The sequence below is a fragment of the Burkholderia sp. AW49-1 genome, assembly GCF_053427845.1.
Map to the genome: position 1 here is coordinate 330030 of NZ_JBSAXF010000004.1, position 14242 is coordinate 344271.

12 protein-coding genes and 1 pseudogene are annotated in these 14242 nt (G+C 68.2%); 6 read left to right on the top strand and 7 right to left on the bottom strand.

The features are described 5' to 3' along the window. Positions 1 to 18: 18 nt before the first annotated feature. Positions 19 to 1050, top strand: coding sequence for an EscU/YscU/HrcU family type III secretion system export apparatus switch protein (locus tag ACV22W_RS09850; RefSeq protein WP_448018974.1), 1032 nt, complete (start codon positions 19 to 21; stop codon positions 1048 to 1050). A gap of 256 nt (positions 1051 to 1306) precedes the next feature. After that, the gene (gene asnB, locus ACV22W_RS09855; protein WP_448018975.1) at positions 1307 to 3274 is read left to right on the top strand and encodes an asparagine synthase (glutamine-hydrolyzing); all 1968 of its coding nucleotides are present in this window, start codon (positions 1307 to 1309) and stop codon (positions 3272 to 3274) included. Between the two features lie 53 nt (positions 3275 to 3327). On the opposite strand, the gene ACV22W_RS09860 is transcribed toward asnB, so the two are convergent. From ACV22W_RS09860 to ACV22W_RS09875, 4 genes are all read right to left on the bottom strand, one after another. Continuing rightward, positions 3328 to 4122, bottom strand: coding sequence for a lytic transglycosylase domain-containing protein (locus ACV22W_RS09860; RefSeq protein ID WP_448018976.1), 795 nt, complete (start codon positions 4120 to 4122; stop codon positions 3328 to 3330). After that, positions 4119 to 4793, bottom strand: a complete 675-nt coding sequence (sctR, locus tag ACV22W_RS09865) for a type III secretion system export apparatus subunit SctR (RefSeq protein ID WP_044847619.1) — start codon at positions 4791 to 4793, stop codon at positions 4119 to 4121. The genes ACV22W_RS09860 and sctR overlap by 4 nt, the downstream gene beginning before the upstream one ends. Positions 4794 to 4796: 3 nt before the next feature. Beyond that, positions 4797 to 5963 carry a type III secretion system cytoplasmic ring protein SctQ gene (sctQ, locus tag ACV22W_RS09870; RefSeq protein WP_448018977.1) on the bottom strand — a complete coding sequence of 389 codons (1167 nt, stop codon included), beginning with the start codon at positions 5961 to 5963 and terminating at the stop codon, positions 4797 to 4799. Between the two features lie 360 nt (positions 5964 to 6323). Beyond that, a complete protein-coding gene (locus ACV22W_RS09875; RefSeq protein WP_059526731.1) occupies positions 6324 to 6722 on the bottom strand; it encodes a winged helix-turn-helix domain-containing protein in 399 nt (132 codons plus the stop codon). Between the two features lie 436 nt (positions 6723 to 7158). On the opposite strand from ACV22W_RS09875, the gene ACV22W_RS09880 reads away from it, so the two are divergent. After that, on the top strand, positions 7159 to 8361 hold the full coding sequence (locus ACV22W_RS09880) for a Fic family protein (RefSeq protein ID WP_448018978.1): 1203 nt from the start codon (positions 7159 to 7161) through the stop codon (positions 8359 to 8361). A 107-nt stretch (positions 8362 to 8468) separates the two neighbouring features. Here the strand turns inward: ACV22W_RS09880 and ACV22W_RS09885 are convergent, their stop codons facing one another. Both ACV22W_RS09885 and ACV22W_RS09890 read right to left on the bottom strand, forming a co-directional pair. Further along, positions 8469 to 10679 carry a molybdopterin cofactor-binding domain-containing protein gene (locus ACV22W_RS09885; RefSeq protein WP_448018979.1) on the bottom strand — a complete coding sequence of 737 codons (2211 nt, stop codon included), beginning with the start codon at positions 10677 to 10679 and terminating at the stop codon, positions 8469 to 8471. 2 nt (positions 10680 to 10681) lie between these two features. After that, the gene (locus ACV22W_RS09890) at positions 10682 to 11143 is read right to left on the bottom strand and encodes a (2Fe-2S)-binding protein (RefSeq protein WP_059468378.1); all 462 of its coding nucleotides are present in this window, start codon (positions 11141 to 11143) and stop codon (positions 10682 to 10684) included. Between the two features lie 183 nt (positions 11144 to 11326). On the opposite strand from ACV22W_RS09890, the gene ACV22W_RS09895 reads away from it, so the two are divergent. Beyond that, complete coding sequence (locus tag ACV22W_RS09895; RefSeq protein WP_448018980.1) at positions 11327 to 12253, top strand: AraC family transcriptional regulator N-terminal domain-containing protein; 927 nt, start codon at positions 11327 to 11329, stop codon at positions 12251 to 12253. An 83-nt stretch (positions 12254 to 12336) separates the two neighbouring features. Next, positions 12337 to 12609, top strand: a pseudogene (locus ACV22W_RS09900) (sigma-54-dependent Fis family transcriptional regulator); the annotation flags it as partial. Here the strand turns inward: ACV22W_RS09900 and ACV22W_RS09905 are convergent. Then, a complete protein-coding gene (locus ACV22W_RS09905; RefSeq protein WP_448018981.1) occupies positions 12609 to 13100 on the bottom strand; it encodes a hypothetical protein in 492 nt (163 codons plus the stop codon). The pseudogene ACV22W_RS09900 and the gene ACV22W_RS09905 sit on opposite strands and share 1 nt — an antisense overlap. A 374-nt stretch (positions 13101 to 13474) precedes the next feature. Between ACV22W_RS09905 and ACV22W_RS09910 the strand changes: the two genes are divergently transcribed. Then, positions 13475 to 14152 carry a LuxR C-terminal-related transcriptional regulator gene (locus tag ACV22W_RS09910; RefSeq protein ID WP_448018982.1) on the top strand — a complete coding sequence of 226 codons (678 nt, stop codon included), beginning with the start codon at positions 13475 to 13477 and terminating at the stop codon, positions 14150 to 14152. The last annotated feature ends 90 nt before the right edge of the window (positions 14153 to 14242 follow it).

Genomic DNA, 14242 nt, shown 5'->3' on the forward strand with positions numbered 1-14242 from the left:
GCCGGAACCGGAGCGACGATGGCCGAAAAGAACCAGCAGCCGACCGCGAAGCGCCTGCGCGAAGCACGCCGGAAGGGCGACGTGCCGAAGAGCGCGGAGACGATCTCGTCGGCGTTCTTCGTCGGCGTGTGCGTCGCGCTCGCGGTCGGGCTCGGCACGCTATTCGCGCGGCTGCAGGCGCTGTTCCGGCTCGTGTTCGATGCGGCCGGCGCGGCCGATCCGTCTGCTCGGCTCGCGGTGCTGATCGACGGCGCCACGCGCGACTGGGCGCTGCTGTCCGCGCAGATCGTCGCGGCCGGGCTGCTGGCCGGCCTGCTCGCGGGCTTCGTTCAGGTGGGCGGCGTGATGGCGTGGAGCCGGCTCGTGCCGCAGCTGTCGCGGCTCAATCCGGCCGAGGGGCTGAAGAACATGTGGTCGATGCGCAACCTCGTGAACCTCGCGAAGATGCTGCTGAAGACCGTGCTGCTCGCCGCGACGCTCGGCTGGCTGATCGTCGAGTCGCTCGACCCGTCGGTGCAGTCCGGCTTCACGCGGCCGATGTCGATTCTCGCGCTGATCGTGAAGCTGCTGATGCTGCTGTTCGGCTGGGCCGCGCTGATCTACATCGTGATGGCGCTGATCGACATCGTTCACCAGCGCCATGAGTTCAACCAGAAGATGAAGATGTCGATCGAAGAAGTGCGGCGCGAGCACAAGGAAGACGAGGGCGATCCGCACATCGAGGCAAAGCGCCGGGCACTCGCGCGCGAAGCGCAGTTCTCGTCGCTGCCCGACCGGATCGGCTTCGCGTCGGTAGTCGTCTATTCGTCGAGCGTCGCGGTTGCGCTCTATTACGGCGGGATCGGCACGCTGCCGTGGGTGCTCGCGCGCGGCGAGGGCGAGGCGGCCGAGCGGATCGTGCGGCTCGCGCGCGACGCGCTGCGCCCGACGCTCGCGAACGCCGGCCTCGCGCACGCGCTGTACGAGAGCACGCCTGAAAAGGGCACGATCCAGCAGCAGCATTTCCGCGAGGTCGCGCAGTTGCTCAAGTGGGCGACCGGCGCGGCATGACGAGTACGACCCGTCGGGCCCGGAACGCCGGCATGCACGCGGTTCGCCGATGCGCCGTGATATGGACCCGTTTCCGGCTCGCCAAAGCGATCGCACGTCGGGCTTGACGCGGTTTTTTTTCCGGATTTGTCCGACATTCACCCATGAATTATTGCTGATTTATTTCTTCGTAATATGGCTCGACCGTTAGCCGGGCGGCGGGCTGCGAGGTAGCGCCGCCGCTGACGGACCAGGTCAATAGGGGCAGACAAATCAAATGTGCGGAATCGACGGCTTTCTGAATAGCGTCGCCTTCGATGAGGAGACAGCGCGCGGCACGCTCGCGCGAATGACGGCGAGCATCGCGCATCGCGGGCCGGACGCGCAGGGCCTGTGGGTCGACCCGGAGGCCGGCATCGCGCTCGGTCACCGGCGGCTTGCGATCGTCGATCTGTCGGTCCACGGCCGGCAGCCGATGGCATCCGCGTGCGGCCGCTACCTCATGGTCTTCAACGGCGAAATCTACAACCATCGCGAGTTGCGCGCGGAGCTCGAGCGCGCGGGTCGCGCACCGGCGTGGCGCGGCCACTCCGACACCGAGGTGCTGATCGCGGCGATCGTCGCGTGGGGCGTCGAGGCGACGCTGCGGCGCGCGACCGGCATGTTCGCGTTCGCGCTGTGGAACCGCGCGTCGCGGGTGCTGACGCTCGCGCGCGACCGGATCGGCGAGAAGCCGCTCTACTACGGCCGGATCGGCGATGCACTGGTGTTCGCGTCGGAGCTGAAGGCGCTGCGCGGCTACCCGGGCTTCGACGGCACGATCGATCGCGACGCGCTGTGCCTGTACCTGCGCCAGTCGAGCGTGCCGGCGCCGCATACGATCTATCGCGGCATCAGCAAGCTGCCGCCGGGCACCTTCATCCAGTTCGAGCATGCGCGCGACACGCCGCGCGTGCGCGCGTACTGGACGCTCGAGCAGGCGATCGAAGCGGGCCGCGAGCGGCCGTTCGAGGGCAGCGCCGACGAGGCCGTCGGGCAGCTCGACGCGGTTCTGCGCCAGGCGGTTGCGCGGCAGATGGAAGCCGACGTGCCGCTCGGCGCGTTCCTGTCGGGCGGTATCGATTCGTCGGCGATCGTCGCGCTGATGCAGGCGCAGTCGGCGAACCCGGTCGACACGTTCACGATCGGCTTTCACGAGGCCGGTTACGACGAAGCCGGCTATGCGAAGGCGGTTGCGCGCCATCTCGGCACGCGCCACACCGAGCTCTACGTGACGGCCGACCATGCGCTCGGCGTCGTGCCGAAGCTGCCGACGATCTACGACGAACCGTTCTCCGACGCCTCCCAGATTCCGACCTTCCTCGTGTCCGAGCTGACGCGTCGGCACGTGAAGGTGAGCCTGTCCGGCGACGGCGGCGACGAGCTGTTCGGCGGCTATACGCGCTATTTTCTGACGCCGCGCCTGTGGCGCAAGCTGCATCGCGTGCCGGCGGCGGTGCGCGCGCGGATCGCCGCCGCGCTGCACGCGCTGCGCCCCGATCACGCGGACCAGCTCGCGGCGGTCGCGCAGGGCGCATGGGGCGGCGTGGAAGCGCGCGACTCGGCGACCCGCATCGGCGACCGGTTGCACAAGCTCGGCCACGTGATGACGGCCGAGAGCCGCATCGGGCTGTACCGGCTGCTGATGTCGTCGGTGCATCATCCGGAGCGCATCGCGCTCAGCGGCCAGGAGCCGCCGACGGCGCTCGATACGGTGTCCGCATGGCCCGCGAACCTGAGCTTCGCCGAGCAGGCGATGGCGATCGACACGCTCACGTACCTGCCGACCGACATTCTCGCGAAGGTCGACCGCGCGGCGATGGCGGTCAGCCTCGAGACGCGCATGCCGTTCCTCGACCATCACGTCGTCGAATTCGCGTGGCGGCTGCCCGCGTCGGTGCGCTTGCCGGAAGGGCAGTCGAAGGCGCTGCTGCGCCGGCTGCTTTACCAGTACGTGCCGCCGGCGCTGATCGATCGGCCGAAGCAGGGCTTCTGCGCGCCCGTCGATCACTGGCTGCGCGGTGCATTGCGCGACTGGGCCGACGCGCTGCTGCAGCCGTCGCGGCTGCGCAGCGAGGGCTTCTTCGATGCGGAGGCCGTCGAGCGGCTGTGGCGCCAGCATCAGGCGGGCCGGATGAACTGGCAGCACCAGCTGTGGACGGTGCTGATGTTCCAGGCGTGGCTGGAACATCAGCGTGCCGCATGAAGCGGGGTGACCGGGCGAGCCGCGTCATGTCGTGCGGCGTGTTCGGCGCTTGCTTACTGGTCGAGGCACCGCACGCACAGCCGCTTCGCCTGGCTCGCCGACAAGCCGCGGCACATCATCACGACCGGTCGCGCATGGCACGACGGCGCGTCGGCGGAGGCCGCGGGCGACGCGAGCCTGCGCGCGCGCTCGGGCGGTGTGGTCGCGGCCGCGTCCATGCGCCGTTGTCGCGCGGGCGGCGGCATGTCGCGCACCACCGGGATCGGTTCGACGCCGCCTTCGCGCGCGTTGCGCTGCGCGCTCGCGACGACGCGGCTCACATAGCCGCTCGAGAACCCGGTCGTGAAGTTGCCGCTGTAGTAGCACGACAGCGCCGCGCGTAGCGCGGCCTGCGCGGGGCGGCCGGTGATCGACGAGCGCGCGAAGCATTCGGTCAGGATCGCGCCGCCCGCCCGCAGGTTGCGGCACGGTTCGAACATCGTCGTGTCGTCGAGGCCGTATTTCGCGAAGTTTCGTTCGTTGACCTGAGCGAGGCCGACGCTGTAGCTGAAACCGCGCGCGGCCAGCTCGCTTGCGGTTGCGCGTGCTTCGTCGAGCGACGCGGGCTGGCGCGTCAGGTGGCCGCCGACCACGCCGATCGCATACGGATTGAAGCCGGATTCGGTGCGCACGAGCGCGGCGAGCGTGTCGGGATCGACGTTCGGTGCGCAGGCGCGCGCGAGCTGCGCGAAGCCTGCGGCGCTGCCCGCCGCGTGCGCGCCGCGCGGCTGCATGCCCGCGCATGCGAGCGTCAGCGCGAGCATCGCGCACAGGCTCGCGGCGACGCCGCGCGGGCCGCGCGCGCTCATCCCGCCCCCGCCACGCGATACGACAGCACGAGACCGTGCACGAGCAGCGACCAGCCGTCGAGCGCGACGAACAGCAGCAGCTTGAACGGCACCGAGATCGTCGTCGGCGAGATCATCTGCATGCCTAATGCGAGCAGGATGTTCGCGACCAGCAGGTCGACGACGATGAACACGATGTAGATCACGAAACCGATCTGGAATGCCTTCGTCAGCTCGGCGAGCGTGAAGCTCGGCACCAGCACGAGCAGGTCGTCGTCCTTGATGCCGTCCGCGCGGTTCTTCGGCCAGACCGACGTCGCGGTGCGCACGAAGAATTCGCGGTCGCGCTGCCGCGTGTGCGACACCAGGAAATCCTTGACCGGCGGCAGCGCGGCATCGGCGAGCGCGCCGATGTCGGCGGTCGACAGTTGGCCCGATGCGTCGAAGTGGCGGGCCTGCAGTGCGTCGCGGATCGACATCCCGACCGGCGCCATGATGAACAGCGACAGGATCAGCGCGATGCCGTTGAGCACGAGGTTCGGCGGCACCTGCTGGATCCCGAGCGCGGAGCGCAGCAGGCCGAGCACGACCACGAGCTTCGTGTAGCTCGTCACCATCAGCGCCGCGAACGGCGCGATGCCGAGCGCGGCGATCACCGCGATCAGCGCGACCGGATTCGGCAGGCTGCCCATCGTTCAGCGCTCGCGCGGCGCGGGCTGCGTCAGCGTGACGACGCGCACGCCGAGCTTCTGGCCGACCGCGATCAGATGGCCGGTGCCGATCAGCATCCCGTTCGCGACGAGATGGATCACGCTCTGGTTGATGCCTTGCTGCAGTTCGATCACCGCGCCGGGCTGCAGCGTGCCGAGTTCGCCGAGCGGGATCGACGTGGGCGGCAATTCGAAGCGCAGGTCGACCGCGAGGCCGTCGAGCGAGCGCGGTGCAACGTCGGCCGACGCATCGTGCGCGGTCGCGGTGGCGGGCGGGGTGTCGGTGCGGGTCGGTTCCAAAGGCATCTCCCTGATTCGTTCGACGGTCAGCCGGTTCCCCGACGGCCGTCCGGTGATCTCCCACGCCGGCGCGGCCGTTACCCGCGCCACGCACAGCAGGTTCTGCTCGTGCGCGCGCCAGCGCTCGATCGCGATGATGTCGCCACTGACGACGTCGGCCAGCTCGGCCATCGTCAGCTCGGTCCGGCCGATCTCGAATACCAGCGGCACCGGCAGGCTTGCATACGCGGCGCGCGTGTCGGGTCGCGTGGCCGCCGGCGCCGCGAAGAACACCGCGAGCGCGTCCGGCGCATCGAACAGCAGCGCGCCGTGGCAGCGCCATGCGCCGTCGGCGCGACGCAGTTCGAAACGCAGCGCGGCCGGCGCGGTGGGCCACGAGGGCACGCTCGCCGGCGGCGGCAGCAGTTCCACGCGCTGCCGTGTCGCGGCCTGCAGCACGGCCGCGAGCGGCGCGGCGAGGTCGGCGAGCAGCGCCGCGCGGATCACGGGCGGTACGGCCGGGTCGGCCGCGTCGCCGAGCCATGCGCTTTCCGCGACCGGATCGATCCACAGCGTGCCGGCGGCCGGGCCGATGACGAAGCGGTACGCGTGCGCGTCGGCGGCCGGTTCGGCGTCGACGCGCCAGCGCACCTCGTACGCGTGTTCGCCGAGCGTGACCGGGACCGCGCCCGTGGCGCCATATGCATGCGACAGCCCGCGCGCGGCGGCGGCGGACAGGCGCGGCAGCCAGGGCGACGCGTCGAGCGCGACCGCGGCCGGCGGGGGCGGGATGGCGGGCGGGGTGGCAGCGGCGGGCGAGGCCCGGTTCGCGGCGTCGCCGGCGTCGGCATTCGTCAGGGACAGCGCAGGCACGGCGGGATCGGGGCGGATTCGGCGGTTGGTTCGACGGGTCGTTGGGGCCGGCGGCGCAGGGGGCGCGCGGCTGCTGCGTCGATTGTAGGGACGGCGCCGGCCGCGTGCCGCGCCGGAATCCGTAGTCGCGCGCATCCGCCGGCCGCGCGGGCGGCGGCGAGCTACGAAGCCTGCTGCGCGGCGGCGTGGCCGCGTGCGGCGCGTCGCGCGCACAAAGGCAACCGCCGCCCGGAGGCGGCGGTCGTGGCGCGGCGGGGCACGTGTGCCGGGCCGCGAGGCGCCGCACGGCGGACGTGCGGCGCGGTGGGGAGTCTTGCCGGCGCGCCGCGCGGTGGCGGCGCGCGCGTGAGCCGTTACGCGTTACGCGTAGTCGGCAGCCAGCGCCTGCTGCGGCGCGGCGCGCAGGATCGGCGCCGCGTCGTGGCGCTCGACGTGCGTCATGGCCGCGCCGAACAGCACCAGCCGATAGCCGACCGCATAGATCGGGATGATCCGCAGGTTCTTGTCGTGATCGAGCTGCAGCTTCGAACGGATGCGCGAGATGTGGGTGTCGAGCGTGCGCGACGACACGCCGAGCTCGCGGCCCCAGACCGCTTCCTGGATCGCTTGCCGCGGCACGATCTTGTTCATGTTGTCGAGCAGGAATTCGACGACGTCGAATTCACGCGGCGTGACGTCGACGACTTTGTTGTCGATTTCGATCGTGCGGCGCACGAAGTTGATTTTTATGTTGTCGATGTACAGGTATTTGCAATCCATGTTGGCCCTCGCATGTCCGTAAAGGAGTGTTTGCGGGTCATGTACCGCAACTTCCGGGCCAGGGATGGTCTGTCACGCATCGACGGGCGGTGGGGGCGGGGCTGGCGGCGCGCCGGCCTTGAATCTAAAAGAATTTTTAACGCGGGACGCGCGCCGCGCTTCGGAAGGGTCGGAGCAACATTGAAGGATTGTTACGTAGCATCCGGCGGGAACGTTACGGACGTTACGGGTGGTGTTACGTGGGGGGAATGCGCCAACGGCAGGCGACGCGTTCGCGCGGCATGGCGCAAAATCGAGCAAAATCAACCCTGCATTGAACCCTACATCAAACCAAACCATGAATCATTGAAAACGTATATAAATCATGGATATAAGTCGCTATAATCGGCGACATGAAACCCTACATTCAACCCGACATCGAACCTTCCGACGAAGCATGACAAGCGTTGCCACCTTCGAACCGCTGTTTCCCGAGGACCGTGTCCTCGATCCGCTGCTTGATCAGGCCGGCCAACTCGTCGATTCGTCGCAACGGTTGCTCGCGGTGAGGGATACGCCATTGGCACGCGCGCTCGTTCCGCAGTTGCGCGCAATGAATTCGTACTATACGAACAAGATCGAAGATCAGCATACGACCCCCGCCAAGATCGAGGCCGCGCTTCATCGGGATTATTCGACCGATATCGTCGAGCGCAAGAAGCAGCGCTTCGCGGTCGCTCATATCGCAACTGAAGCCGCGTTCGAGGAAGAATGGGGCGACCTTCCGCTCGCCGCGCTATTTGAGCCTGCGCGCATTTCCGCCATCCACGAGCGGTTCTTTTCGTGTCTTCCTGCAGATGAGCGAATCACCGACGATGGTCAAATCGTTGTTCCGGGCGAGCTTCGGCGCTCCGATGTGACGGTCGGGCGTCATCTGGCACCGGAGCCTGAGATGATCGAGCCGTTGCTTCAGGCCTGGGCCACGCGTTACGCCCGTATCCGCGCGAGGGAGTATCAAGTAATCGGGATCGCTTGCTCGCATCATCGCCTGGCGTGGGTGCATCCGTTCATGGACGGTAACGGCAGGGTTGCGCGTCTGCATTCGCATCTTGGACTGCGCGCTGCCGATCTCACCCACGGGCTGTGGTCACCGCTTCGCGGATTGGCGCGCGAGCATGAGCAGTATTACGCGAGGCTGAGCGAAGCCGATCAATCCCGGCGCAATGATCTGGACGGTCGGGGCAATCTGTCTCAGGAAGGGCTCGTCAGATTCGCGCGGTTCTTTCTGGCCTGTTGTGAGGATCAGGTCGGATTCATGGTGCGTATGACGGAATTCGACGGAGTCACCGGACGCATGCTCGATCTATTGCGGTACCTCGAATTCAATCCATGGAGCATCCGTTCGGAAAAGTCCGTCATCAAGGCGGAAGCCGTTGCGCTGGCCATGGAATTCGTCGCACTGCGTCGCGCCGTCACGCGCGCGGAATTCACGCAGATGCTGGGGGTCAGTGACGTGCTGGCACGCCGCATCGTTCGATCGCTGCTCGATTTCGGGCTTCTGACTTCTCCTTCGCACCGCGGTGAGCTTTCCTTCGGGCTGCCGCTGGCGGCACTGCGATTTCTTTTCCCCAGGCTTTGGCCGGAAGTCGAACAGGAGTGACCGGTCCGGCGTGATCGTGTCGCGTGCCGCAGGTGCCAGCGCGATAAAAAACCGGCCGCGCAACGTTCCCGTCACGCGGCCGAGCCGGCCTTTCTTCGTTCTTGGCGTCAAGCCTTCGCGGTGTCGCCCGAATCGAACGGCAGCACGTAATGCCGCTTGCCGGTCGCCGCGAAGATCGCGTTGGCGACCGCCGGGCCCACCGGTGCGACGCCCGGCTCGCCGACGCCGGTCGGCGCCTCGGCCGACGGCACGATATACACCTCGACCTTCGGCATCTCCGCCATCCGCAGCACGTGATAGCCGTCGAAGTTGCGCTGCTCGACCTGGCCGTCCTTCAGCGTGATCGCGCTGTGCAGCGCGGCGCCGAGCCCGAAGCCGATGCCGCCTTCCATCTGCGCGGCGACGATGTCGGGGTTGATTGCGATCCCGCAGTCGACCGCGCACACCACGCGTTCGACCTTCACCTTGCCGTCGGCGTCGACCGACACTTCCGCGACCTGAGCGACATAGCTCTTGAACGCCTCGGCCACCGCGATCCCGCGCCCGCGGCCCTTCGGCAGCGGCTTCGCCGGATCCCAGCCGGCCTTCTGCGCAGCCAGCTCGAGCACGGCGCGCATTCGCGGCTCCTTCGCGAGCAGGTCGCGGCGGAACAGGTACGGATCCTTGCCGGCCGCGTGCGCGGCTTCGTCGATGAACGCCTCGACCGCGTACGCGGTGTGCGAACTGCCGACCACGCGCCACCACAGCACGGGCAGGCCGACCTTGGTGGTCGTGAGTTCGACCGATACGTTCGGCACCGCGTACGGCAGGTTCGCCGCGCCCTCGACCGACGTCGCGTCGATCCCGTTCTTGACCATGAACGCCTCGAACGGCGTGCCGGCGAGGATCGACTGGCCGACGATCCGGTGGCGCCAGCCGACCAGCTTGCCGTCCGAGGTCAACCCCGCGTCGAGCTTGTGGAAGTACATCGGGCGATAGAAGCCGCCCTGGATGTCGTCCTCGCGCGTCCACTGCAGCTTGACCGGCTTGCCGTCCGCGCCGAGCGCCTTCGCGATCGACACGGCCTCGACCACATAGTCCGACCACGCGTTCGCGCGGCGGCCGAAGCTGCCGCCCGCGTACAGCGTGTGGATCTGCACCTGCTCGGGCTTCAGGCCCGCGACCCGGGCGGCGTTGCCCTGGTCGACCGTCTGGAACTGGTCGCCGGCCCAGATCTCGCAGCTGTTCGCGCTCAGCTTGACGACCGCGTCGAGCGGCTCCATCGGCGCGTGCGCGAGATACGGGAATTCGTATGTCGCGCTGACCTTGCGCGCGGCACCCGCGATCACCGCGTCGGCGTCGCCGTCCTTGCGCGCCGATGCGCCGGGCTTCGCCGCGAGCTGCCGGTACTCGCGCATGATCTCGGCCGAGCCGCGCTTTTCGGCGTTCGTTTCGTCCCAGTCGATCTTCAGCGCGTCGCGGCCCTGTTTCGCGGCCCAGAAACCGGTCGCGACGACCGCGACGCCGCCCGGCACCTGCACGACCGACACCACGCCCGGCACGGCCTTCGCGGCCGTCGCATCGAACGACTTGACCGTCGCGCCGAAGCGCGGCGGGCGCTGCAGCAGCGCGATGCGCATGCCGGGGAAGGTCGTGTCGAGCGTGAAATGCGCAGTGCCGTTCGACTTGGCCGACCCGTCCACGCGCGGGATGCGATGGCCGATCAGCTTGAAGTCGGCCGGCTGCTTCAGCGTGACCTTGTCGGGCACCGGCAGTTTCGACGCGTCGGCGACCAGCGTGCCGTACGCGGCCGTCTTGCCGCTCTTCGCGTGCGTGACGACGCCGTTGGCGGTGGTCAGCTCGCCGGCCGGCACCTTCCAGCGCGCCGCCGCGGCCGACACGAGCATCGCGCGGGCCTTGCCGCCCGCTTCGCGCAGTTGCTGCCACGAGTTCGACATGGCCGAGCTGCCGCCCGTGCCCTGCATCGTGCCGAACGCGAGATTCGCGTAGCGTTTCGCGTCGGCCGGCGCGCTTTCGACGCGTACGCTCGACCAGTCGGCGTCGAGCTCCTCGGCGACGATCGTCGCGATGCCCGTGTACGCGCCCTGGCCCATTTCAACGTGTTTCGCGATGACGGTGACCGCGCCGTCGGGCGTGATGCGCAGGAATGCGTTCGGCGCGAAGTCGGCGGCGGGGGCCGTCGCGGCGAGCGCGCGGCGGCCGAGGCCGGCCCATTCGAAACCGATCGTCAGGCTGACGGCGGCCGCGGCGCCCGCGGCCTTCAGAAACGTGCGGCGCGACGGCCGCACCGAATCGCGATTGTCGAGTTCGATCGTCATGGTCAGGCTCCCAGCGTCGCGGCCGCGTCGTGGATCGCGGCCCGGATGCGGGCGTAGGTCGCACAGCGGCAGATGTTGCCGTTCATCGCGGCGTCGATGTCCGCGTCGGTCGGCTTCGGGTTCTGTTCGAGCAAGGCGGTGGCCGACATGATCTGGCCGGACTGGCAATAGCCGCACTGCGGCACCTGCAGCTTCACCCAGGCGGCCTGAACGGCCTGCGCGGGCTTGCTCTGCAGGCCTTCGATCGTGGTGACGTGCTTGCCCGCGATGCCGGCGAGCGGCAGCACGCACGAGCGCACCGCCTGGCCTTCGAGATGGACGGTGCACGCGCCGCACTGCGCCATGCCGCAGCCGAACTTCGTGCCGGTCAGCCCCGCGTGCTCGCGGATCGCCCAGAGGACGGGCATCGACGGATCGGCGTCGAGCGTGACGTTCTTGCCGTTGAGGACAAACGATGTAGGCATGTTGGTATGTCTCCATGGGGAAAACCCGGCATGAGCCCGGTTAGCGGGCAGTGTGCGCGAGCGCGCGTTTTTTGCGTCTACCCAATCCTGCAAATTTATTGAACAATCCTGCAAATCCCCGGCGCGGCGGCGAGCGATTCGCTATGCTCGCGCGATTCGGGGAAACGAAGCGAGGAACCCGTCATGGACATGACCGATATCGCGGCGGCGCGCGAATCCGGGCGGCGCGAACTGGCATCGCTGATCGCCCGCTTCGCGCCGACCGACGGCTCCCACTCGACGGCGGTGCCGGCGCTGATGCTGCACCGGCACGGGCATCCGGTCGATCTCGGCTGCGGCGTGTCGCGCGCCGCGCTGGTGATCGCCGCGCAGGGCGCGAAGCGTGTGATCGTGGGCGGCCAGGCTTACGAATACGACACGCGGAACTGCCTGATTGCGTCGATCGACTTGCCGATTCTCTCGCGCGTCACGCAGGCGTCGCCGGACGCGCCTTACCTGTGCCTGTCGCTCACGCTCGATCCGCAGCGCATCGTCGAACTCGCGGCCGAGATGCGGCTGCCGGAGCCGGATGCCGGCCCCGAAGGCGAGGGCATCGCGCTTGCCGAGCTGACGCCGCCGCTGTTCGATGCCGCGCTGCGGCTGTTGCGGCTGCTCGATACGCCGGCCGACATTCCGGTGGTCGCGCCGCTGATCGAAAAGGAGCTGCTGTACCGGCTGATGACGAGCGGGCAGGGTACGCGGCTGCGGCACATGGCCGTCGCCGGCAGCCAGACGCACCGGATCGCACGCGCGATCGAATGGATCCGCGATCACTACGCGGAGCCGATGCGCGTCGACACGCTCGCGCAGGCGGTCAACATGAGCGTCTCGTCGCTACACCATCACTTCAAGCATGTGACCACGCTGAGCCCGCTGCAGTATCAGAAGCAGCTGCGGCTGCACGAAGCGCGGCGGTTATTGCTGCGGCAGGGCGGGGACGTCGGGTCCGTGGCCGCGACCGTCGGCTATGAAAGCGCGTCGCAGTTCAGCCGCGAATACAGCCGGCTGTTCGGCGCGCCGCCGATGCGCGACGTCGTGCATCTGCGCAAGAAGGAATTGCTCGGCACATAGCGGCGGCGCGGTTCATTTCGATTGCATCGCGCGTGGCTCCGCCGCGCGATGCGCGGTCTGCCGAGTGAGCCTGCAGCGGTTCCTGCGCGATCGAGGCGATCCACGACCATGCATGGCCCGGCAACGTGCGCGAACTGATCAACCGGATCCGCTTCGCTGTCGTGATGACGAATGGCCCGCTGATCTCGGCCGTCGACCTCGAACTGAACCAGTACACGTCGCACCGGTCGCCGACGCTCGCGGAATTGCCCCGTCAGGCCGAGCGGCGCACGATCGAGGAAACGCTGTTGCGGCATCGGCGCCAGCATGCCGACGTCGCGGCGGAACTCGGCGTCGCGCGCGCCGGCCCGTGGCGTCAGGCCGGCCGTTCGAAGCCCGATTCGACCCAGCGTGCGGCACTGGCCTTGTCGAGCTTGAACCCGGCGGAGACCTTCGCGTCGGCCAATAGCTCGCCGTACGGGTCGAACGCCTTCAGTTGCGCATACGGCTCGAACTCGTCCGGCACGATGTCGAGCGTGACCGACACATCCTGTCCGTCGTCGTCCTGCACCGTCACTTCCTTGTGCAGCATCGCACGGCGTTGCTGCTCGTGTCGCATCAGCACCTCGGTCGCGGTCTTCACCAGCGTGCGGAACGCATTGGCGTCCATCGGCTTCGGATTCTTCTTGTCGCGACCCATCGTCCACGGGCCGACGAGCGCGGGCTCGGCTTCGCCGTCCTTGATCATCTCGACGGCCCAGCCGTCGTCGTCCTCGTTCTTGATGATGCGGGCCGTCCAGCCGTTGTCGCGCCAGAGGCCGTCTTCGTGGATGGTGTCGTCGTCGGATTGCAGATCGGATTCGGTCATGGGGGAAGCGGGAGTACAAGCAGCCGGCGAACGGGCGGGCGCGCGGCCGGGAATGGCGCGCTGCCGCTGGCCGGTCGCCCGGAGTGGCATGCAAAGGCCGCAATTTTACCCCGCGGGCCGTCCGTGCGGCCCGCGCGACCCGCAACGTCGGCCGTCCGGCCGACCCCGGCCGCCGCCGGACGGTCGGACCGGCGCCGATCTCAAACTCGTATCACGCCTGCGCGGACCAATTCAGACGGCGCCCCATATCCCGGCCGCGCGTTGCTGCCTAGAATGATGTTCGGGATAAAAATATCCTGAACGTCGATTCAATGCCGATCCGGCCGCGCTCGCATTCCGCGTCGTGCGGCCCGGCGAAACTTGTGGAACTGCGCATGGGGAAATTCAGAATTCGCACTGTTTTCGCGTACGACTCGCCGCTGACGCTCGCGGGCATGGAGCACATTGCCGGCGACGCGTGCGCGATCGATCTGGTCGGCGTCTCCCGGACCCCGGGCGATCTGATCGAGGCACTCGGCAGCGTCGATTGCGACATCGTGCTGGTCGATTATCCGATTCACGGCGACGCGCAGATGGACGGTCTCGCACTGTTCGACTGGCTGCACAGCACGCGCCCGAACGTCGGGGTCGTCGCGCTGGTCGGGAACGAGAATCCGGTGCTCTTCCGCTCGATTCTCGCGAAAGGCGGCGCGAGCCTCGTCAGCAAGTTCGACGAAGTCGGTCACATCGTCACCGCGATTCATTCGAGCTACAGCGGCGGGCGCTATCAGTCGCCGCTCGTCCGGCGTGCGCTCGATGCAGTCGCCGAGCACGACCAGGCGCCGGTGAAACTGTCGACGCGCGAGATCGAGGTGATGCGCCTTTATCTGGCCGGCCTGCCGATCAAGACGATCGCGCAGCGGTTGAACAAGGGCAAGCAGACGGTCAGCGCGCAGAAGATCAGCGCGATGAAGAAGCTCGGCGTGACCAACGACATCGAGCTGGTCCAGCGGGCGGCCGGGATGGGGTTCGGCGGTTTCAAGGCCATGAGCCGTCCGGGCGGAGCGGGGTAAGCGTGGAAGAAGCGCGGGATGGGCCTGGGTCGTGCGGGGCCGGCCGCGCATTGCCGGCCGGTCGAGTGAAATCCGTCGGCATCCGGCGAG